Consider the following 20333-nt stretch of genomic DNA (forward strand, 5'->3'; position numbering starts at 1 on the left):
AGACCCAGGACCTGCCCTTCTTCGACGGCACGTTCTGGTCCCACACCAGCGGCCCGCGCTTGCCATCGAGCGCGCGTGCCGGCAGGTCCTTGTCGGGCGCGTAGTAGCCGGTCTGGATGGCGGCGTCGGCCAGTGTGGCCGGGTCCACGCCGGCGATCATGGCCAGGCAGGTGAAGTGGCAGCCCGATTCCGCCAGGTTGTTCCACTCGCGGTCTGATTTTTCGGCGCGCGCGATCTGCTGCGGCTTGTCGACCAGGAAGGTGTTGCGGTAGAAACTTTGCGCGTGGTAGCGGGGATAGAACAGGTGCATTCGGATGCTCCGGATGTTCAGGCGTCGCCGCGCCGCGCGCGCATCAGCGTGCTCTTGCCGAACAGGCTTTCCACCAGATCGACGGCCAGCTCGGCGGTGCGGTTGTGGGTGTCGTAGGCGGGGTTGATCTCGACGATGTCGAGCGAGGCCAAGAGGCCCGTGTCGGCGATCATCTCCATGCACAGCTGCGCCTCGCGGTAGGTTGGGCCGCCGCGCACGGTGGTGGCCACGCCGGGGGCGATCTCGGGGTCGAGGAAGTCCACGTCCAGGCTCACGTGCAGGTGCGTATGTTCATCCACGCCGGCCAGCGCGCGCTCCATCGCGGCACGCATGCCGTGCTCGTCGATGAAACGCATGTCGAACACCTCGATGCCGGCGGCGTGCACCAGGCGCTTCTCGCCGGCATCCACGCTGCGGATGCCGATCTGGCGCAGCTCGCTCGCACGCAGCGCCGGCCGCTGCGGCGTGAAGCCGCCGATGCCCACCAGCTCGGGCGGGCCGTCGCCGCACAGGCTGGCCACCGGCATGCCGTGGATGTTGCCGCTGGGCGTGAGCGCGACGGTGTTGAAGTCGGCGTGCGCGTCGAACCACAGCACGCGCAGCGGCCGGCCGCTGGCCTGGCAATGCCGCGCCACGGCGCTGATGGAGCCGATGGCCAGGCTGTGGTCGCCACCCAGCAGCACCGGCAGCTGGCCCGCCTGCAGGGCGTCGAACACGGCGTCGTGCACGGCGCGGTTCCATGCGGCCACCTCGGGCAGATGGCGAAAGCCGTTCACCGGCGGCAGGCAGGGGTTGGGCGGGCCGCTCAGGTTGCCGGCATCCAGCACGTCGACGCCCTGGCCGCGCAGCGCCTCCACCAGACCGGCCACGCGCAGCGCCCGGGCCCCATGCTGGCGCCGCGCGCGCCGCCGCCGACGTCGGTGGGGGCGCCGATGAGGCAGACGGTGGCGGGTGTGGCCATGGCGGTCAGTGCAGGACAGTGGCGGGGTGCGCGGGCGATGCGGCCATCTTCGCACGGCCGGCAGCAACGGCACCCGTGCACCCATAATGGCCCGCATCCTTCACTTCACACGCCCCGCGTCCGGCACCGCCGGCAGGGCGACCACAACACATGCTGGTTCTGATTCTTGGGTTGCTGATCTTCCTGGGCATGCATTCGGTGCGCATCTTTGCCGACGACTGGCGCACGGCCACGCTGGCGCACCTGGGCGAGAAGCCGTGGAAGGGCGCGTATTCGCTGGTGTCGCTGGTCGGCTTCGTGCTCATCGTGTGGGGTTACGGGCTGGCGCGCCAGCAGCCGGTGGTGCTGTGGCAGCCGCCGGTGATGATGAAGCACCTGAACTCGCTGTTCACGCTGGCGGCCTTCACCCTGATCGTGGCCGCCTACGTGCCGCGCAACCACTTCAAGGCGAAGCTGCGCCACCCGATGGTGCTGGGCGTGAAGCTGTGGGCTTTCGGCCACCTGCTGGCCACGGCCAAGCTGGCGGATCTGGTGCTGTTCGGCGCCTTCCTGCTGTGGGCCATCCTGTGCTACCGCGCGGCGCGCAGGCGTGATCGCGCGCTGGGCACCACCGGCGCCGCCGGCGCGATGGGTGGCACGCTGGTGACGCTGGTGGTGGGCGTGGTGGCCTGGGCGGCGTTCGCGTTCTGGGCCCACGCCGCGTGGATCGGCATTGCGCCGTTCGGGCGCACGCTATAAGGCCCTGGCCCCATCCACATGGGAGTATAGGACTCCAATGCCTATCTGGCGGGCGCTGCCGGGCAGTATATTGGGAGTATACCGGCAGCAAGCCCGCTCCCACCAAGCGCGTTGCGCACGCCCGCCGCCGGCCCACGCTCGCCGTGCCGCGCTGCACGAAGCCCTCGAACGCCTCGAACTCCGCCGTCGCCATATCGGCCACGGCCACGCGCGTGACACGCGCCTGCGCCGGCCCGCGCTGCGCCCAGTCGATCACGGCCTGCACCGCGTCGGCCGGGCCTTGCACCACGGCCTCCACCGGCCCGTCGCGCAGGTTGCGCACCCAGCCGCGCACGCCCAGCCGCGTGGCCTGCTCGACCATGCTGGCGCGGTAGTACACGCCCTGCACGCGGCCTTCGATGAGCAGGTGGCGGGTCAGCTCGGCGATCATCATCGGCCCATGATACGGGCCGCCTATAGTGGCCGGGTTTAACGAAGGAGGAACAGGATATGATGCTTCGCTGGTTGTGGCGCGGCTTGCTGGCGCTGATCGTGGTGGCTGCGCTGGGCGTGGCCGTGGCGCTGTGGCGCTTTGCCAATTACGCGCCGGCCGATCCGGCCATCGCGCCCGACGCGGCTGCGCAGGCGCTGTTCATCGACGACTACGCCGGCGCGCGCCAGGCCTTCCTGGCCGAGGGCGATGCGCTGGCCGCGCGCTTTCAGCGGGTCGAGCGCTTCGCCATTCCGGTGGCCAGCGCGCAGGCCAGCGGCCTGTTCGTCGACGGCCTGTACGTGCCGGCGCAGCAAAGCCCCAAGCGCCTGATCATCATGTCCTCGGGCGTGCACGGCGTGGAAGGCCCGGCGGGCAGCGCCGTCACGCGGCTGTTCATGCAGGAGTTCATGGGCGAGGCCGCGCTGGCCGACACCGGCGTGCTGCTGCTGCACGCCATCAACCCCTACGGTTTCGCGCGGCAGCGCCGCTTCACCGAGCAGAACGTGGACATGAACCGCAACGCCGCGCAGACCAACGCGCTGTACCTGACCGACAACGCCGGTTATCCGCTGGTCGACAGCCTCATCAACCCCACGCAGCCGGCCGACCTGGGCGCGGTGCAGCACCGGCTGTTCCTGCTGCGCGCGGTGGGCATGATCGGCCAGCACGGCATGGGGCCGCTGCGGCAGGCGGTGCTGCAGGGGCAGTACGCGTTTCCCAAGGGCATCTACTACGGCGGCAGCGCGCTGGCGCCGCAGTTCGAGGCGCTGGCGCCGCGCCTGCGCGCCATCATGAACGCCTACCCGGTGTCGATGAGCATCGACCTGCACACCGGCTACGGCGCGCGCGGGCACCTGCACGTGTTCCTGAACCCGCCCGACGAGCCGCGCGTGCGCCAGGGGCTGGAGACGGTGTTCCAGGGCCACCCCATCGACTGGGGCAGCGGCAAGGATTTCTACACCATCACCGGCGACGTGACCTCGTGGATGGGCTCGCTGCGCGAAGGCGGGCTGCACCTGCCGGCCGGCTTCGAATACGGCACGCTGGACAGCCAGACCACGCTGGGCGCCATCAAGTCGCTGCACATCACCGTGCTGGAGAACCAGGGCGCGCAATGGGGCTACGCCAGCGCCGACGACCAGGCCCGCATCCAGCGCGACTACCGCGAGATGTTCAACCCGTCGTCGCCCGCCTGGCGCACCAAGGTCATTGCCGACAGCCGCGCGCTGCTGGCGCGGGCGATGGCGCAGTACGCCACGGTGCAGCCCTGATTCCATTTCGAGATCGAAACGACATGAATCTCGTCATTCCGGCGAAAGCCGGAATCCAGACGACGCGCGCGCCGAGCGCATGGATCCCGGCTTTCGCCGGGATGACGATGGTTAACGTCTTGAGGTGGAAACGGAATGAGGCATCATGAAAGCGCCTGCCCGCGCCGTGCCGCTGATCAACCCCACGCGCTGCACCGGCTGCGGCTGGTGCGTGGCGGTGTGTGCGCCGCGCGTGCTGTGGCTGCGGGCCGAGGGCGGGCGCAAGACCAGTGCACTGCATGACGCGGCGGGCTGCACCGGCTGCGCGCTGTGCGCCGTGCGCTGCCCGTTCGGGGCGATCACGATGCTTCGAGTCAAAGCGCCGACTGCATCCTCGAAAATATCAATTTGATAGCTGCCTGCGCTTGCCCCACGGCGCCAGCGGCACAAAGGCGATAATCGGCGCATGGCCTCCGTTGCATCCTCCTCCACCCACGACACCACCCGCATCGACGGCACGCGCATCCGCGCCGTGCGCCCGCTGCTGACGCCCGCGCTGCTGCAGGAATGGCTGCCCGCGCCCGAGGCGGCGCAAGACCTGGTCGAAACCAGCCGCGCCGCCATTTCGCGCGTGCTGCACGGCGCCGACGACCGGCTGGTGGTGGTGGTGGGGCCCTGCTCGATCCACGACCACAACCAGGCGCTGGAGTACGCGCGCCGCCTGCACGCCGAGACCGCGCGGCTGCAGGACGACCTGCTGGTGGTGATGCGCGTGTACTTCGAGAAGCCGCGCACCACCGTGGGCTGGAAGGGCTACATCAACGACCCGCACATGGACGGCAGCTACGCCATCAACGAAGGGCTGCAGATGGCGCGGCGCCTGCTGCTGGAGGTGCTGGCGCTGGGCCTGCCTGTGGGCACCGAGTTTCTCGACCTGCTGAGCCCGCAGTTCATCAGCGACCTGGTGAGCTGGGGCGCGATTGGTGCCCGCACGACGGAGAGCCAGAGCCACCGCCAGCTGGCCAGCGGGCTGAGTTGCCCGGTGGGCTTCAAGAACGGCACCGGCGGCAGCGTGAAGATGGCGGCCGACGCCATCCTGGCCGCGCAGTCTCCGCACGCCTTTCTGGGCCTGACCAAGATGGGCCAGGCCGCCGTGTTCGAGACGCGCGGCAACGACGACTGCCACGTCATCCTGCGCGGCGGCAAGGCGCCCAACTATTCCGCCGCGGATGTGGACGCGGCCTGCGCGTTGCTGAAGGACGCCGGCCTGCGCGCGCAGGTGATGATCGATCTGTCGCACGCCAATTCGAGCAAGCAGCACGCGCGCCAGATCGTGGTGGCCGAAGACGTGGCCGCGCAGGTGGCGGCGGGCGACGCGCGCATCATGGGCGTGATGATCGAAAGCCACCTGCACGAAGGGCGGCAGGACATCGTGCCCGGCCAAGCGCTGAAGCCCGGCGTGTCGGTGACGGACGCGTGCATCAGCTTCGAGCAGACGGTGCCGGTGCTGGACGGGCTGGCGGCGGCGGTGCGGGCGCGGCGGGTGGCGCGCAAATAGTGGAGTATGCATCGCCAGCACTTGATGGACGGGCGCTGGCGGCTTGCATGGCAGGGAGTATCTGCCCCGGCCGGCTGGCCCACCTCAAGGGCTCGAAACGGTAGCCGCTGGCCCCGCAGTGGACAAGACCGGAGCGCAGGCAAGGGAGTATGCATTGTCGGCGCTTGATGGACGGGCGCTGGCGGCTTGCGTGACAGTGAGTATATGGCCCCAGCAGCTTTGTGGGAGCGGGCCTGCCCGCGCTAGGGCGGTTGGAAGGGCGAGGCGCCGTCATCGCGGGCAAGCCCGCTCCTACAAGAAGGCGTATCGGGGCGCCCGCCGCGACCACTCACCCCGCGCTTTCCGCCCCTTTCCAATGGCCGCAGAGCAGGCCACGCCAGTGAACGCCGCGCAAGGGCTTGGCCCGCCCGCTGGCGTTATCCCCCTCGCGCAGCAGAGGGGAAGGCGCCGCAGGCGACTCAGGGGGTGCCTCTTATTTCAACGGCACGAAGCGGTAGCCGCCGTGGCGCGTGATCTCGGTCTTGTCACCGCGGCGCACCACGCGCAGCATCTCGCCGGCGACCGGAATCACCATGGCGCCGCCGTCCTTCAATTGGTCGACCAGCGTCTGCGGCAGCGTGTCGGGCTCGGCCGAGACCAGGATGCGATCGAACGGGCCGTGCGCCGGCAAGCCCAGCACGCCGGGCGTGGCGGCCACGATGCTGGCCCAGGGCTGCTGGGTGGCGGCCAGGTTGGCGGCGCCCCAGCGTGCCAGCTCGGGCACCAGTTCGACGCCGCGCACTTCGCCGGTGGCGCCCACCAGGTGGGCCAGCAGCGCGGTGCTCCAGCCCGAGCCGCTGCCGACGTCGAGCACGCGCATGCCCGGCGCCACATCGAGCAGGCGCAGCATGTTGGCGACGGTGCGGGGTTGCGAATTGGTCTGGCCGTGGCCGATGGGCAGGGGCCGTCGTAGCCGGCCTGATCGCGCACTTCGGGCGGCAGGAAGCCGGTGCGCGGGTGGGCGGCGAAGGCGGCCGCCACCGCATCCAGGGTGTCAGGTGTTGTCATGGCGCGGACGCCCGAAGGCGTGGAGGGTTGCGGCACGGCAGCGCCCGTCCGCGAAGCGGCTGCCGGCCCCACTGCACCGAGGGCGCCGGCAACAATGAGGCAGTGAAGCCACAGGCGACGGCCTGCGTGGCGGGTCACTGCGGGCCCGCGCGTCAGCGGCGGCGCTGGCCGCCACCACCGGTGGGGGCCGGGCCGCGGCGCTCGAGGTGGCGGAAGTTGATGCGGCCCTTGGTCAGGTCGTAGGGCGACAGCTCCAGCGTCACGCGGTCACCGGCCAGGATGCGGATGTGGTTCTTCTTCATCTTGCCGGCGGAATAAGCCACCAGCTCGTGGCCGTTGTCCAGCGTCACGCGAAAGCGCGTGTCCGGCAGCACTTCGTTGACGATGCCTTGCATCTCGATCAGTTCTTCCTTCGCCATCGTTTCTCCTGAATCCTTCAATGCTTACAAACTCTGTCTGCGTCACAGCGGGGACCGGGCTGAAAGGGCGGTCTGCGCGGCGCGCGCTGGTCGGGCACGGACCCGGCGCGGACGCTGCGAAGGCCCGGCACCGCCGCCCTTTCAGGGCTGATCGGCAAGGGCAGTGGCGGCACGGTGTGCGGCGCTGCCGGCGGGCAGGTATGAAGGGGCGCACCAGGCATAACCACAAGGCGAAAACGTGCTGTCTGCGGCACTCCCCCGCGCCAATGGGTCGTGAGGGCAACCCTTTATTTTACCCAGCAGGGCGGTCTGGCGCCAGTGCTGGCGGCGCGGTTCGGCAACGCCTAGCAGCGCAGCTGGAACTGGCGGCTGCGCGCCTGGTGCCGGCGTTCGCTGATCCAGTCCTGCATCTGCCCGCTTTGCGGCTGGCGCGCCTGGGCGTCGAGCTGCTCGATGCGCCGGGCCAGCGCGGCGCATTCGCTGCGCCGGTCGATGCCCACCCGGGCCGCGTTGCCGCCAGGCGCCGCGGCGGCCTGCGGCGCCCGCTGCGGCCGGGCACGCGGCAGGTGGGCGGCGCCGTCGGCCAGGTTCAGGTCGCGTTGCACGCGCAACTCGCTGGCCTGGGCGCCGGGGGCGCAGTCGCCGTCGGTGAAGGTGGTGCGCCCGGCCTGCACGCAGCGGGTGACGACGGTGTCGCCCGGCACCGCGGGCGACACGCGCGCCGGCGGCAGCGCGGGCGCGGCGGGCACGGGGGCGGGCCGCGCGGCAGGGGCCGGCGGGGCGGTGGGTGCGGGCGCGGCCGCAGGCGCTGGCTCGGGCGCCGGTGCCGCTGTCAGCCGCAGCAGTTGCAGCGCCAACACGCCCAGCAGCACCAGGCCGGTCAGCCACGCGCCCAGGGGCACGCCGCGCTCCGGCGGCGGCCTGAGAAAGGAGGGAGGCGGGTCGTTCGGCATGGGTGCATGGGCCAGGCGGCGCCTCGGGGCGCCATGGCGGCAGGGTAGCCAACCCAGCCCCCGGCTGGCAAGGGCAGGCGGCGGATGAAGCCGCGGATCCGGTGCTTTCACACGCTGACAGCCACGCCGACAGCTCCCGGCCAAGCCTTGCGACTTGTAATGTGAGTATGCATTCACATCGTTACAACGCCAACATTTGCGCCCGTCATGTAACGGGCAAAGCCGGCAGACTGCGCCTTGTGTTCAACCACCGAAAGGTATTCACGCATGTCTCAACGCATTCTTCGCACCGTCCCCGCCGCCCTGCTGATGACCACGGCGCTGGCCTGGAACCTGCCGGCCGCGGCGCAGGGCACGATGGGCGCGCCGGTTGGCGCCGCCACCGGAACGGTGCAGAAAGCACCGGCACCCGCCACCCCGGCGCCAGCGGCTGACACGGCCCCGCGGCGGCGCGGCCTTTGGCGGCGGCAGCGCCCTGCCGGCCGACCTGACGCCCGCCATGCCGGCCAGCGCGGCCAGCGGTGCCGCCAGCGCCGGCAAACCGGCGGGCATGCCGGCGCCGCGCTCCACCCGGCCCTGAGTGCGGCCGGCCCGGGGCGATGGCCCCGAGTTGACCGCCGCCATATGAAAAAACCCGACCTGTTCAGGCCGGGTTTTTCTTGTCTTTTCGGCTTTAGCGCCCGTCTACATTGCGCAAACAGCTATAAAACTTGCTGCACTATCAAGAAAACTTGAAGCGCTCGCCAGGCCCTCAATCGCCCGGCTTTTCGTCCACCACCTTCGCCGCCGGGCGTTTGCGCGCGGCGGGCGCGGCCTGGCATCGGCCGCCGCCTTGGGCAGCGGGGCGCACTGGGCGGCGGCGTGCTCGGCACGCAGGGCGCTGAGCCGGCTGGAGATGTGGTCGAGCACGTTGGGCGGCAGGGGCTGCCTGAACTCGAAGTCCAGGCGCGTGATCTCGGCCAGCAGGTAGCCGCACACGGCGGTCTGGTGGCTGGGATCGCCCACGCCCAGGCTGGTCGGGCGCGCCACCAGCACGGGCACGCTGTCGCCGGTGGAGCCGACGACGCCATTCGGGTCTTCGCCATCGGCTTGCAGGGCTTCGCTGGCGGCGCCGTCGGGGCAGGGCTGGTTGGAATAGGTCACCTGGCCGTCGACCACGCATTTGTGGATGGCCTGGCCGGTGACGGCGGGCGCCGGGGCCTCGAGCGGCGCGCTGGGCTGCGCCGGCTGCACGGTGCGCCCGACGGGCGGAGCGGCGTCGGGCTGGCGCGCGCGCGCGGCGGGCGGCGGTGGCGGCGCGGCGGGCGCCTCGGCCACGGCGCGGCGGCGCTCCACGTCATTCACCAGCCATTCGTACGCCTGGTAGGCACCCACCACGATGACCAGCACCAGCACGGCCGCCACCAACCAGCGCCACAGGCTCTGTTCGGCCTCGGGCTCGGGCGGGCGCAGCGGCTGGTCGGGGTGGTCGTGAGGATCGGGGGCATGGCGAGAGCGGCGGGCAGGCCGCGCGGCGGATGCGGCAAGGGCGAATGATACGGGAGGCGGCCCATCCGCAGGCGGTGAAGGCTTCATGCAGAAAATTCGAGTCAAATCGGGTTTTTAGCCTTTACCGACAAGCGCAGGCAGCTATTTATTGAATAGCAAAAGATTGTTGGTAAACCTCCGCTGGCGGCCGTCATTGGCCCCGGCTACAGTGCCCGCAGCCATGACCGCCGCCGCGCCGCCCTGCCTGCACCGCCCTGGCCCGCCAGCGCGCGGCTGCGCCTGCGTGAGTTTGCCGCCCACGACACGGATGACCTGGCCGACATGCACCGCGACCCGCGCGTGCGCGCGCAACTGGTGGACGACCTGCCGCTGGACGAGCCCGCCACGGCGGCGCGCTTCATCGCCGGCCTGCGGGATTTCTACCGCCGGCACGAAGGCACGGGCATCTGGTGCGCCGAGCGCGCCCTGCCGCCCGACGCGGCCACGCTGGCCGAGGCGCGCCAGGCGCATGCTGATGGCGAGATCAACGACGCGCTGCTGGCGCTGGTGGAAGCGCCGGAGTGGCGCTTCAGCGGCTGGTTCAGCCTGGTGCACGTCATCGACGACCCGGACGAGCTCGAGATCGGCGCCCGCCTGCGGCCCGACGCCTGGGGCGGCACTCTGGCGCTGGATGGTGGCGAGTGGCTGCTGCGGCGCGCCTTCGACGGCCTGGGGCGCGAGCGCGTGTTCGGCTATTGCGACCCGGCCAACCGTTCGGCCGCCCACTGCCTGCGCGTGCTGGGCTTCGAGGGCACGGGCTTGGCGCCTTACAACGGCCACCAGGCGGCGCAGTTCCGGCTCGGGCGCGACCGCTGGGCCGACTGGCACCGCCTGCCACGGCGCGACAGGCTGCGGCGAGCCGCCGCCGCGGCGTAGCCGCCAGCTCATTCCATTTCCAATTCAATGCGTCGATCACCGTCATCCCGGCGAAGGCCGCGATCCATGTTTCTCCGCGCACGCCGTCTGGATTCCGGCTTGCGCCGGAATTACGAGCTATTGCAGCTTTGATCCGGAATTGGAATCAGTCGACGCGCAGGCCAGCCGCGGTCAGGCGCACCCGCTCGGCGCCGGTTTTCAGGAACGCCTCCAGATAGGCCTTGCCGGTCTGGCGCATGCGCGCCTCGATACCGGCATCCGGCTGGCGCTGCAGACCGATTTGCGTGGTGGCCATCAGCATGCCCAGCGTGGCCAGTTGCTCGAACATGTCCTGCCGTTCGGCATGCCCCGTTTGCGCAAAGCGCGCATCGGTCGCCAGGGCCTCGCGCATGGGCGCGACCAGCGGCTTGAAGTGCTCATCGGGAAAGTTGGCGTTACGGTAACCCATGTAGCTGCCGGCCAGAAAGGCCGCCACGGCGCTGGCCACGTCGTTCGGCGGTAGGCCGAACTGCTTTTCGATCTGGCGAAAGCCATCCAGCAGCTTGCGAAACTCCGTGCGCACCTGCCCCTGCACCCCGAGCGCTGGAGCCACACACCCGACAACTACAAGCAGCGCATTCAGGAATACGCGGCGATGCCCGTGTGACAGCTTCGCCCATGAACCAAGACGAACTGCTCGTTGCGCTGTGCAAGACCCTCCTGGCGGAAACCGAGCGCCAGCCCGGCTGGTCCAAGTTGATCATGGTGGGTGAGATGGATGGTGGCAGCGCGGGCATGGCGGGGTACAGCTTTGACCTGTCGGGCCAATGGAAAGCCACCTCGCCGCGCGGCGGCGAGTCGCTGGACTTGCTGGAGCAGTTGCACGAGGCCATGACCGCCGCCAGCCCCACCGGCCGGCCGTGGCTTGCGTGCCTGCTGCGCATCGGCAGCAACGGCGAGGTGGGTGCGGATTTCGAATACGACGACGCCGAGCGCTGGGCCATCAACCCGCGCAATCTGGCGCAGCGCATCGCCGAGTTCGCCGCCATGCCGGTCTGAGTGCAAGGCCGCGCCCTGAATGCGCGGCGCCCCGCCCGCCGCATACTCCCCAATATGGTTCTCTGCAGCGCCCGCCAGTCGGGCGCTAAAGTAATATACTCCCACATATCCCTGAATTCACAGCCCGTCCACGATCATCGCGGTACGGTCCGCTGGCACAGACGTGACGGCCTGCGGTGACGACTCGGCCTGCAGCTGCGCCACCAGCCCGCGCCGCTGGCGCACCGGCACGCCACGCACCTGCTGGGCGATCCAGGCCAGCCGGTCGCGGTCCACGCTGCCTTCTTGCGCCCAGCGCGCGGCCTCGCGCTGCGGGTTGCGCAGCATGGCCGCCAGCGTGACAGCCTGGCGCGGGCTGAGGCGGCGCGCGGGCACGTCGAAGTAGTGGCGCGCAGCGGCGTCGGCGCCGCACAGCAGGCGGCCCTGCGCATCCTCGCCCCAGGGCGCCAGGTTCAGGTACAGCTGCAGGATGCGCGCCTTGCCCAGGGTTTGCTCGATCTCCACCGCGTAGAGCAGTTCGCGCAGCTTGCGCGCCAGCGTGCGCTCGTCCCCGGCCACCATCAGCTTGGCGACCTGCTGCGTGATGGTGCTGCCGCCGCGCCGGATGGCGGCGTGCTGCTGGTTGGCGTCGAGCGCGGCGAGCAGCTCGGCCAGGTCGTAGCCGGGGTGCTCGAAGAAGCGCTGGTCCTCGGCCGCCAGCACGGCGCGCGCCAGCCAGCCGCGCGCATCGTGCACGCGGTGCGGCCCGCAGGACGAGCGCGCGTGCGCCCAGCGCTCGGTGCCCAGGCCGCTGACGGCCAGGCCCTGCACGCGCGGCGTGACTTGCAGCGTGCGCGCGGGCAGTCGCAGTTCGGCATCTGCGCCGATGCGGCCGTCGATGCGCGCCACGGCCAGTTCGGGCAGGCCGGGCGCCAGCAGCGCCAGCCAGTGGCGCGCGGGGGCGTCGGGCCCTGCAGGCGCACGTTCCAGCCGGCACCCTGGCGGCGCGCCTGCCAGCGGGCGGTGATGACGGCGTCATCACCCTGCGGGTCGTGCGCGCCCAGCAGCAGCGTGCCGCGCAGGTGCTGCACCTCATGGCGCGACAGCGCGAGCTGCACCGCCGGCACCGCCAGCCGGTGCTGCCCCACGGCGGCAGGCAGGGGCAGGGTGCAGGGCTCGCAGTGCAGGGTCAGCACCGGCTCGGGGCCTTCCTGGCCGGCGGCGATCCAGCCCAAGGTGACGGGCCCCATCGGGCTGTGCACGCGCAGGCCGTGCAGCAGCGGGCCGATGCTCGGCGTGGTGGCCAGCCACACCAGCTGCGGCACGCTGGCCCGCAGCGTGAGCGGGCCGCGCCCGATCTCGGTGGCCCAGTCGCCCGCCGCCGGCATCAGCGCGATGCGCAGCGTGGCCCACAGCGCGCCCAGCGCCAGCAGCAGGGCGACGCCGACGATGAGCAGGCCGCGCACGAAGCGGCGCAGCAGGCGCTGGAAGGATTCGGCACGGGTCATGGCGGCTCTCCTGAAACGGCGTGATGAATATGAATTTGATAGCTGATCGCGCTGGATGGACGGGCGCTGCAAGCGTTTTTATGTGGATCCGGCGGACAGCGCCCGCGTCACCGTGACGGCGCGCCACGGCCCCTGGCTGCGGCCCAGCGCCGCCGCCCAGTACCAGGCCGAGGTGTCGGCAAAGCGCTGGCCGTGCGCGTCCTCGATCTGCTCGCACACGCGAAGCTGAACGTCGCCCTTGCGCGCGGTGAAGCAGCGCTGCACGGGCGCATCGGCGTGTTCCGCCGTTCGTTCGAGCCGCTCGCCCTCGATGCGGTAGCCGATGGCGCGGTAGCAGTCGGCCGCCGGGTGCAGCATGCGCGTGGGCACGGCCACGTCGCGCAGCACCACGATCTGGCGGCCGTCGGTCAGGCGCGCGATGGTGCCGGGAAAGCGCTCGGCAAAGCGCTGCTCCACGGCGCTCATCGCCAGCGGACGCACCGGCTGGCCTTGCCAGTGCGCGGGCAGTTCGGTGGCGGCATGGCTGGGCGCGGGGATGGCTGCGTCACTGCCAGCGCCCCACAACGCACAAGCCAGCATGGCAGCGCCGAACAGGCTCTTGCCGAGCACGCGGTGGGCGAAAGTGTTGAGCATCCAGGGCATGGTGTTCTCCAGGGTTTTCAAGAAGGCGGGCCTTGTGCGTCGGCAGTGGCGATCAGCGGTTTTCAACTGTGGGAGCGGCCTTGGCCGCGATGGGGCTGTCGCACGCCGGGTTGGCGCTCATCGCGGCCAAGGCCGCTCCCACAAGGATGTGCCGCGCGCCATCGCCCACGCCACGGCGCCACATACGGCTGCCAATGCCACCAGCCCGATGCCTTCATGCAAGGCCGGCGTGCCACGCCCCGTGGCCTCCAGCGCCACCAGCGCGGTGTTGCGCAGCACGTTGCCCAACAGCACGGCGGCGCCGACCAGCGGCAGGCGCAGCGCGAAGGCGCGGTCGCCGCGCCCGGCCCACAGCGCCACGGCGCAGGCGGTGAAGTAGCCGGCCCACGCCATCTGCACGCCCGAGCAAGGCGCATCGACGATGACCAGCAGGCCGTCGACGTTCAGGCTGCTGCCCTCGCGCAGCACGTGGAACCACGGCAGCAGCAGCCAGCGGCTGACCTCGGCGGTGAGCACGCGCAGCGGTAGCCGGCATAGAACTGCAACGAGGCGATGAGCGGCAGCGCCAGCACCGCCAGGCCCAGCACCGGCAGGGCGGCGATGGGAAAGCGCGGCGCGGCGTGCAGCACGCCGTCGCGCACCTGCATGGCACCGCGGCGTTCGTCCGGCAGAAACGCCAGCAGGCCGCCCGCCCAGGCGACGATGGCCAGCAGGCTGCCGAGCAGCGGTGCGACGTGGCCGTGCAGCGCCGTGGCGGCCAGCGTGCCCGCCAGCGCCATTGCCAGCCACGGCAGGCGCGGTGCGCTGCGCAGCTGCCCGCGCACCGCCACCAGCAGCGCGGCCAGGGCGGCGAGCGCCAGCAGCCCCAGCGGGTCGTCCGAACCATCGGCCATGCGCGCCGCCATCCAGCGCCAGGTGGGCCACAGCGCGGCGGTCTGCAGCGCGATCCACGCGAGGGCCGGCGCGCGGTCGAGGCGCATGGCAGCGGACAGCAGGCGGGGGAGCGGGTGAGGAAGGTGATGGACATGATCTGAGGTTTTTTGGCCTGTAGCGCTGATCTGGCAAGCGTTGGAAGCTATTGATACTGGAGCAAAGTGGTCCGGGGACTGGCTCCCTCGCCCCTTTGGGGAGAGCGCCTGCCCCGGACTTGATCCGGGGCTGGGGTGAGGGGCGGCGGCGTTGCAATGGATGCGCGGTCGGCCCCCACCCCAGCCCTCCCCAGCGGGGAGGGGGAGACACCCTCACCCCAACCCTCTCCCGCAGGCGGGAGAGGGAGAAGGCACTCAGGCCGTGAACGGCTGGCGGCGCTGGCGGCGCGCAGCCTGGGCGCCCAGCACGGCCAGCACCACCAGCATCGCGGCCCAGGTTTCGGGCTCGGGCGTGCTGCTCACCGCCGCGCCCAGGGCGCTGGCCTCGCCCACGGCGAGGTTGCTCACGCCTTCGGGCAGCGGGCTGGGCTGGTTCGCCGTCGCGCCTCGTCCACCCGGGTTGCGCACCACCTTGTCGACTGCGATGAAGCTGGTGTATTGCGTCAGCAGGCTGTAGTCGAGGCCGAGCTTGGTGATGGCGGCCTTCTGCGCCTCGCCGCCGGTCAGTGCCTCTTCGTCGCTCAGCGCAGCGATGCGGTGGCGTGCCCACAGCAGGCGAAGCGCGCCGGTCCCTGGCCCGTCGGCCGCCACGTCGATGGGCAGCGTCTGCGTGTAGGGGCCGTGCGCGGCGCGGCCTTCCACGATCAGGTTCGGCGGCGTGGTGCCGGCGTGCTCGCGCCACTTGCCGAACACGATCACCGGGCGCTCGGCCAGCACGTCGGGCAGCTGCTGCGGCTCGACGTCGTACACGTCGATGCCCTCGAAGCGCGCCTTCACGCTGGTCAGCACCGGCGATTCGATCAGCTTGCGAAAGCGCTCGGCCTGCGCCTTGGCTTCGTCGGGCCGGGTGACGATGAAGGGCTCGCCCATGCCGGCGCGCGCCAGGCCTTCCATCAGGTGTCGGTTGACCGAGCTGCCGATGCCGAAGGCGAACACGTTGGCCTGGCCCAGGTGCTGGCGCACCAGCGCGAAGGCTTCGCTTTCCACCGTGACGTAGCCATCGGTCACCACGACCACGGTGCGCGCCAGCTCGGGCGCCTTGGGCTCGGCATAGACGCGGCGCAGCGCCGGCAGCAGCTCGGTCGATCCGCCGCCGCCCATCTGCTCGATGGTGCGGATGGCCGCGTTGACGTTGGCCGGCGTGGCCGGCACCGAGTGCGGCGCCAGCATGCGGTTGGAGCCCGAGAAGAGCAGCACGTTGAAGGTGTCGCTGGCCCGCAGGTTGCCCAGCAGCTGCCGCATCAGCGACTTGGCGGTGTCGAGCGGAAAGCCGTGCATGCTGCCCGAGATGTCGACCACGAACACGTAGTCGCGCGGCGTGATGGCCGCCTGCGGCACAGCCTGGGGCGGCTGCACCATGGCGAGGAAGAAGTTTTCCTTCTCGCCCCGGTGCAGCAGCACGCCGGACTGGATGGCGCTGCCGGCCAGGCGGTAGTCGAGGATGAAGTCGCGGTTGTTGGCCACGCGGCTGGCCGCTGCGGCCAGCTGCACGCTGGCGCGTTTCGATGCGGTGCCCGCGTCCATGGCCGTGTCGATGGCATGGCTGGGCGAGCGGATGTCCTGGATGCCGATCGGGCTGGCCAGGTTGACCTTCAGGTTGAACGCGCTGGGGCTGACTTCGCCCTGGCGCAGCACGGGCTGGGCAGGGAAGGCCTGGGCGTGCGCGGGCGTGCTGCCGCTGGTCGTTTCGCTGGGTGCGTTCGACGCGGTGCCCGCGTAGCGGGGCCGACGACCGTCGGGTACACGAACTGGTAGTTGCCGTCCTGCGGCACCAGCAGCTCGTTGTAGCGCAGCTCCACCAGCACGTCGTCGCCGGGCAGGATGTTGGCGACATTCATCTGGAACACGTTGGGGCGGTGCTGCTCCAGCAGCGCGGCGGTCTTGCCTTCCTTCCTGGCCTGATCGTATTCGATGCGAGCCTGCTGCTTCTCGCGGATCTGCGCGGTGATCAGCCGGTCGGCGATGCGGACTTGAAGGCCGTTGACGGTCGCGCGCGTCGAGCCGGGGAACAGGTACTTCGCTTCGATGGGCACCGTGCCCTCGTTTTTGTAGCGCTGCGTCACCACCACATCGGCGATGACGCCGCTGATGTCGACGCGCACGTCGGTGCTTTTCAGCGGCAGCGCCTCCACGCCGGGCTGCGCGCCCTGCACGAAGAAGTAGGGGCTCTCGGCCTGGGTGCCTTCTGGCGCGTTCTGCGCGCGGGTGGGCGGCGCCAGCAGCACCAGCGCCGACAGCAGCGCATACCAGGCCATGCGCTGCGCGACCTGGCCGGCACGTTGGCCGCTGCGCAGCGTGCGCCGCAGCGGGGCCTGCAACAAGGGTGGCGCGCTGCGCAGCGCGGCGGCGGGCAACTCGCGCAGCGCGGTCAGCGCATTGGTGGATGGAAAGGCGCGCATGGTGTTCTTCCTTCTTCAAGTGGTGAGGTGGCGGGGCTGCGGCGCCGGCCCTCACATCCCGGCCGCCGCATGACCGCCACTGTGGAATCGCCACGGGAAGGCGCGATGAAGTGCGCGAGAAGAACGCACGCGCTCTGTGAAGTGCGCGTGAAATCGCCGTGAAGTGCCGCGTGGCGAACGACTTCAGGCGCTGCTGAAAGCTACAAAATCAGGAGCTGACCGCGCCGTATTTTCCAGCGTTAGAGCCCTATTCGAATCACATGTTAATCATGTACATGTTTGGTTCATGCGACTGTGAAATATGTCGTGGCAGGTATCTCACGCCGGCGCGGCACGGTGCACGGCAAGCGTGCAATTTGTCGCGCAAGCCTTTGTCACGCCTGCACACACATCGTGGGGCGATGGCACATTGGAGGCTCGTTTTTCAACCAACGTCTGAGAGCCCGAACCAGGGCAAGGAGAAAATCAATGGGTGCCAAGAAAGTGCGCGTCGAGTTCGTCGATGGTTCCGGTCAGGGCGTGGGCGGTGTGACCGTGAAGGCCACCGGCTGTTCAGAACTGCAAACCGCCCCCACGGGCCAGGCCTTCTTCCTGGTGGACGAAGAGAACTTCGCGGTGACGGCCAACGGTGCCGAGGTCTACAAGGGCACGCTGTCGGCCCTGCCCGAGAAGATCGTGTTCAAGCAGGATGGCGGCAGCTGGAAGGCCGCCTGATCGGCACCTGCCGAATCCGCTTCGACGAACGGCCCTTTGGGGCCGTTTTTCATTGAACCTAGAAACGGCAGTTGGATGCGCCCGAGCGTGCCGTGATGGGCGCGTCAGGCAAGGCGTGAGGACGCGGCAGGCCCGTGCCTGGGAGGACGAGCAACGCCGCATGGCGCGACCAGCGCGGTGCGATCGGGTGCATAGCGCGCTCACCCAACAGGTGAACGCGACCGAAGCCGTGAAAGTCAGCATTCATGCGGGTTGCCCAAGGATAGCGAGCGGTCAACTGCCGTTTCTAGGTTTAACCGCCGGCAGGCGCAGCGTGGCCAGCGCGCCCTGCGTGGCGCGCTCGGGCACCAGCGTGGGTTCGCGCCGCGCCACGGCGTTGCGCAGCGACACGCTGCCCTGGTGCAGCACGGCGATCTCCTGCACGAAGGACAGGCCCAGGCCGGTGCTGCGTTTTTGCGAGCCGGGGCGCGCCAGCGAGAAGAACTTGTCGAACACCTTGTCTTCGGCGTAGGCGGGCAGGCCGGGGCCGTGGTCGCGCACGGCAATGTGCGCCCAACGCCCTTCGCGCGCCAGCGTGAGCACGATGTCGGGCACGTTGCCATCACCCGCGCTGGTGAAGTCGACCGCGTTGTCAAGCAGGTTGCCGATGGCGCGGCGCAGCAGGAAAGGGTCGCCCTCCACCGCCACGTCATCGGGCGCCACGACGTCGATGCGCAGCGCCGGCGCTCTGGCGCGGGCGGCGGCGGCCAGCTCGTGCAGCATCGGCGCCAGCGCCACGCGCTGCTGGTCCTGCAGCAGGCGGCGGCTTTCCAGCGCGGTCAACTCCATCATGCGGTCCACCACCTCTTGCATGCGCAGCGACTCGCGCTCGATGTTGGCGGCGAAGCGCGCGGCCTGCGCTGGGGGCAGGCTGGGTTCCTGCAACAGCTCGGCCGCTCCGCGCACGGCCGACAACGGGCTCTTCAGCTCGTGCGTGAGCTGCTGCACGTAGTCCTGCACGTAGTTGCGCCCGGCCACGGCATCGCGCACTTCCTGGTAGGCGGCGCGCGCCTGCGCCCGCAGCGCGCGCCCGCGCGGCGCGGGCTGAAGCGGCGGCGGCCCTGCGCGTCGTGCCACAACGCGGTGCGCAGCGCGGCCAGCAGGTCGGTGGTGATGCCCAGCGGGCGAATCAGCAGAAAGGAGAGCACCAGCGCCAGCACCAGGGCCGACAGGCCGGACATCAGCCCCAAGTAGAGGATGTTGCTGCGCGCGGCCGAGACGAACTGGCCGAAGCTCTGCACCGGCTTGCCCAGGCTGACGGCGCCGACGATCTCGCCCTGCCAGCGGATCGGCGCGCCGACGTACATCACGGCGCTGTCGGCGTCCTGCGCCACGTCGCGCGTGGTGCGCGCGCCGTACTCGCCGCGCAGCGTGTTGCGCACGTCGCGCCAGCCGGCGTAGTCCTTGCCCAGGTCGCGCCCAGTCGAGTCGTAGACCACCACGCCGTGGCGGTTGGTGACATAGGCGCGCAGCTCCACGCGCGTCTTGTGCAGTTGGAAGATCTGCGCCGAGAAGCGCCGCGCGTACAGGTCGCGGAACAGCGCGCCGATGCGGTCGGTGGGCAGGGCGCCGTGCTCCACCTCCTGCTCGATCACCGTGGCCATGAGCTGCGCGGTCTCGATCAGCCCTTCTTCGGCCGACTCGCGGTAGCGCGGGTCCAGGTCGGCCAGCAACTGGTACAGCAGCGCCGCCATGCCGATCGCGTACACCGCGATCAGCGCGAGCAGGATGCGGGTGCGGCGCGACATGGGCGCGATGATAGTCAGGGCCCGGCGCGCCGCACGGGCAGGCTGGGTGCGCCCGGCAGCACGCAGCTCCACGCAACATATACTCCCTTATAGATATCCCCCAGCGCCCGACAATAGGGCGCTGTCGATGCATACTCCCCTTCAAATGGAGAGCATGGCACCCACCGCCAGCGCCACCACAACGGCGAACATCACCACCCAGACGATCTGGCCGGCGCAGGGCCTGGCGCGCCGACCTTCAGTGTTCTTCTCGCAGCGCATAACCAACGCCTCGCAATGTCCGGATCGGGTCTTCGTCGTCGCGCACGGCGCGCAGCTTGGCGCGCAGGGTCTTGATGTGCGCATCCACCGTGCGGTCGAAGCTCTCGCCGGGATCGTCCCACACGCGCTCCAGCAGTTCGTCGCGCGTGTACACGCGGCCGGGGCGCTGCATCAGCGCGGCCAGCAGGCCGTATTCGTAGCGCGAGAGTTCCAGCGGCTGGCCGTGGTAGCGGATCAGGCGGCGCTCTTCATCGAGCAGCAGCGGCCCATGCCGAACAGACTTTTTACTCCTGAATCAATAGCTTCCTGCGCTTGTGCAGTGGGCGCTGGAGGCGTTTTTATCTGAATCAGTGGCGGCAGCCCGCCCGCTGCGCCGCAGGATGGTGCGCACGCGCGCCACCAGCTCGCGCGGCGAGAAGGGCTTGGCCACGTAGTCGTCGGCGCCCAGTTCGAGCCCCACCACGCGGTCGATCTCGGCCGAGCGGGCGGTGAGGAACAGCATCGGCACCTGCCTGCCGCCCGGCAGATCCTGCAGGCGGCGGAACAGCTCGAAGCCGTTCATGTCGGGCAGGCCGACGTCGAGGATGGCCAGTGCGGGCAGGGCCGCCGTGAAGTGCTCCAGCGCCTCGCGCGCCGTGCCGCACACGCGCGGCTCGAAGCCGTCGCTGGCCAGCGCGTAGTGGATGGTGTCGGCGATGCCGGGTTCGTCTTCGACAACCAGGATGCGGGGCTTGGTCACGTGGGGGATTATCGGGATGTCCGCGGTGCGCGAGACGCTGCCGGCCCTCACCCCTGCCCTCTCCCAG

21 protein-coding genes and 3 pseudogenes are annotated in these 20333 nt (G+C 70.3%); 8 read left to right on the top strand and 16 right to left on the bottom strand.

Annotated features, from left to right (window positions below):
- Positions 1 to 327: 327 nt before the first annotated feature.
- Positions 328 to 1271: pseudogene (gene rocF, locus H0I39_RS09725) on the bottom strand (arginase).
- Between the two features lie 150 nt (positions 1272 to 1421).
- On the opposite strand from rocF, the gene H0I39_RS09730 reads away from it, so the two are divergent.
- The gene (locus H0I39_RS09730; protein ID WP_180550355.1) at positions 1422 to 2009 is read left to right on the top strand and encodes an NnrU family protein; all 588 of its coding nucleotides are present in this window, start codon (positions 1422 to 1424) and stop codon (positions 2007 to 2009) included.
- 226 nt (positions 2010 to 2235) lie between these two features.
- Here the strand turns inward: H0I39_RS09730 and H0I39_RS09735 are convergent.
- Positions 2236 to 2442 (bottom strand): annotated as a pseudogene (locus H0I39_RS09735) (acylphosphatase); the annotation flags it as partial.
- 56 nt (positions 2443 to 2498) lie between these two features.
- Between H0I39_RS09735 and H0I39_RS09740 the strand changes: the two are divergent.
- The 3 genes from H0I39_RS09740 (at position 2499) to H0I39_RS09750 (ending at position 5289) form a co-directional block, all read left to right on the top strand.
- Entirely contained in the window at positions 2499 to 3752 is a 1254-nt protein-coding gene (locus H0I39_RS09740; protein WP_180550356.1) for a M14 family metallopeptidase, read from the top strand.
- Positions 3753 to 3897: 145 nt separating this feature from the next.
- Positions 3898 to 4143: an ATP-binding protein gene (locus H0I39_RS09745; RefSeq protein ID WP_180550357.1), complete on the top strand. Its 246-nt coding sequence runs from the start codon at positions 3898 to 3900 to the stop codon at positions 4141 to 4143.
- Positions 4144 to 4197: 54 nt separating this feature from the next.
- The gene (locus tag H0I39_RS09750) at positions 4198 to 5289 is read left to right on the top strand and encodes a 3-deoxy-7-phosphoheptulonate synthase (RefSeq protein WP_180550358.1); all 1092 of its coding nucleotides are present in this window, start codon (positions 4198 to 4200) and stop codon (positions 5287 to 5289) included.
- 472 nt (positions 5290 to 5761) lie between these two features.
- Here the strand turns inward: H0I39_RS09750 and H0I39_RS09755 are convergent, their stop codons facing one another.
- The 3 genes from H0I39_RS09755 to H0I39_RS09765 form a co-directional block, all read right to left on the bottom strand.
- A complete protein-coding gene (locus tag H0I39_RS09755; protein WP_307776892.1) occupies positions 5762 to 6229 on the bottom strand; it encodes a protein-L-isoaspartate O-methyltransferase family protein in 468 nt (155 codons plus the stop codon).
- Positions 6230 to 6488: 259 nt separating this feature from the next.
- On the bottom strand, positions 6489 to 6755 hold the full coding sequence (gene infA, locus H0I39_RS09760; protein WP_180550359.1) for a translation initiation factor IF-1: 267 nt from the start codon (positions 6753 to 6755) through the stop codon (positions 6489 to 6491).
- A gap of 344 nt (positions 6756 to 7099) precedes the next feature.
- Positions 7100 to 7708 (bottom strand): hypothetical protein, encoded by a 609-nt coding sequence (locus tag H0I39_RS09765; protein WP_180550360.1) that lies wholly within the window; start codon positions 7706 to 7708, stop codon positions 7100 to 7102.
- Between the two features lie 370 nt (positions 7709 to 8078).
- Here H0I39_RS09765 and H0I39_RS09770 point away from each other — a divergent pair, with 370 nt between their 5' ends.
- Positions 8079 to 8288 (top strand): hypothetical protein, encoded by a 210-nt coding sequence (locus H0I39_RS09770; RefSeq protein WP_180550361.1) that lies wholly within the window; start codon positions 8079 to 8081, stop codon positions 8286 to 8288.
- Between the two features lie 104 nt (positions 8289 to 8392).
- Here H0I39_RS09770 and H0I39_RS09775 read toward each other — a convergent pair whose 3' ends face one another.
- On the bottom strand, positions 8393 to 9283 hold the full coding sequence (locus tag H0I39_RS09775) for a DUF4124 domain-containing protein (protein ID WP_180550362.1): 891 nt from the start codon (positions 9281 to 9283) through the stop codon (positions 8393 to 8395).
- A 192-nt stretch (positions 9284 to 9475) separates the two neighbouring features.
- Here H0I39_RS09775 and H0I39_RS09780 point away from each other — a divergent pair, with 192 nt between their 5' ends.
- On the top strand, positions 9476 to 10111 hold the full coding sequence (locus H0I39_RS09780; protein ID WP_257646084.1) for a GNAT family N-acetyltransferase: 636 nt from the start codon (positions 9476 to 9478) through the stop codon (positions 10109 to 10111).
- 145 nt (positions 10112 to 10256) lie between these two features.
- On the opposite strand, the gene H0I39_RS09785 is transcribed toward H0I39_RS09780, so the two are convergent.
- On the bottom strand, positions 10257 to 10673 hold the full coding sequence (locus H0I39_RS09785; RefSeq protein WP_180550363.1) for a DUF6683 family protein: 417 nt from the start codon (positions 10671 to 10673) through the stop codon (positions 10257 to 10259).
- Between the two features lie 95 nt (positions 10674 to 10768).
- Here H0I39_RS09785 and H0I39_RS09790 point away from each other — a divergent pair, with 95 nt between their 5' ends.
- Positions 10769 to 11149 (top strand): hypothetical protein, encoded by a 381-nt coding sequence (locus H0I39_RS09790; protein ID WP_180550364.1) that lies wholly within the window; start codon positions 10769 to 10771, stop codon positions 11147 to 11149.
- Between the two features lie 117 nt (positions 11150 to 11266).
- On the opposite strand, the gene H0I39_RS09795 is transcribed toward H0I39_RS09790, so the two are convergent.
- The 6 genes from H0I39_RS09795 to H0I39_RS22050 all read right to left on the bottom strand — a co-directional run bounded on the left by H0I39_RS09795 (position 11267) and on the right by H0I39_RS22050 (position 16765).
- A complete protein-coding gene (locus H0I39_RS09795; protein ID WP_180550365.1) occupies positions 11267 to 11851 on the bottom strand; it encodes a biosynthetic peptidoglycan transglycosylase in 585 nt (194 codons plus the stop codon).
- Between the two features lie 863 nt (positions 11852 to 12714).
- Positions 12715 to 13299, bottom strand: a complete 585-nt coding sequence (gene xrtQb, locus H0I39_RS09800; RefSeq protein ID WP_257645730.1) for an exosortase Q subunit 2 — start codon at positions 13297 to 13299, stop codon at positions 12715 to 12717.
- Positions 13300 to 13395: 96 nt separating this feature from the next.
- Positions 13396 to 13794 (bottom strand): archaeosortase/exosortase family protein, encoded by a 399-nt coding sequence (locus H0I39_RS22040; protein ID WP_308645819.1) that lies wholly within the window; start codon positions 13792 to 13794, stop codon positions 13396 to 13398.
- Entirely contained in the window at positions 13722 to 14258 is a 537-nt protein-coding gene (locus tag H0I39_RS22045) for an exosortase/archaeosortase family protein (RefSeq protein WP_257645731.1), read from the bottom strand. Before H0I39_RS22045 ends, H0I39_RS22040 begins: the two co-directional genes overlap by 73 nt.
- 303 nt (positions 14259 to 14561) lie before the next feature.
- The gene (locus H0I39_RS09810; RefSeq protein ID WP_308645820.1) at positions 14562 to 16001 is read right to left on the bottom strand and encodes a vWA domain-containing protein; all 1440 of its coding nucleotides are present in this window, start codon (positions 15999 to 16001) and stop codon (positions 14562 to 14564) included.
- On the bottom strand, positions 15959 to 16765 hold the full coding sequence (locus H0I39_RS22050; RefSeq protein WP_257645732.1) for a VIT domain-containing protein: 807 nt from the start codon (positions 16763 to 16765) through the stop codon (positions 15959 to 15961). Before H0I39_RS22050 ends, H0I39_RS09810 begins: the two co-directional genes overlap by 43 nt.
- A 468-nt stretch (positions 16766 to 17233) precedes the next feature.
- Here H0I39_RS22050 and H0I39_RS09815 point away from each other — a divergent pair, with 468 nt between their 5' ends.
- Complete coding sequence (locus H0I39_RS09815) at positions 17234 to 17479, top strand: hypothetical protein (protein WP_180550366.1); 246 nt, start codon at positions 17234 to 17236, stop codon at positions 17477 to 17479.
- Between the two features lie 273 nt (positions 17480 to 17752).
- On the opposite strand, the gene H0I39_RS22055 is transcribed toward H0I39_RS09815, so the two are convergent.
- The 3 genes and pseudogenes from H0I39_RS22055 to creB all read right to left on the bottom strand — a co-directional run bounded on the left by H0I39_RS22055 (position 17753) and on the right by creB (position 20266).
- Positions 17753 to 18508: an ATP-binding protein gene (locus H0I39_RS22055; RefSeq protein ID WP_308645821.1), complete on the bottom strand. Its 756-nt coding sequence runs from the start codon at positions 18506 to 18508 to the stop codon at positions 17753 to 17755.
- On the bottom strand, positions 18442 to 19266 hold the full coding sequence (locus tag H0I39_RS22060) for a sensor histidine kinase family protein (RefSeq protein WP_257645733.1): 825 nt from the start codon (positions 19264 to 19266) through the stop codon (positions 18442 to 18444). Before H0I39_RS22060 ends, H0I39_RS22055 begins: the two co-directional genes overlap by 67 nt.
- Before the next feature lie 238 nt (positions 19267 to 19504).
- Positions 19505 to 20266: pseudogene (gene creB / locus H0I39_RS09825) on the bottom strand (two-component system response regulator CreB).
- Between the last annotated feature and the right edge of the window lie 67 nt (positions 20267 to 20333).

It is taken from the genome of Ottowia beijingensis (assembly GCF_013423955.1).
Classification (GTDB): Bacteria; Pseudomonadota; Gammaproteobacteria; order Burkholderiales; family Burkholderiaceae_C; genus Ottowia; species Ottowia beijingensis.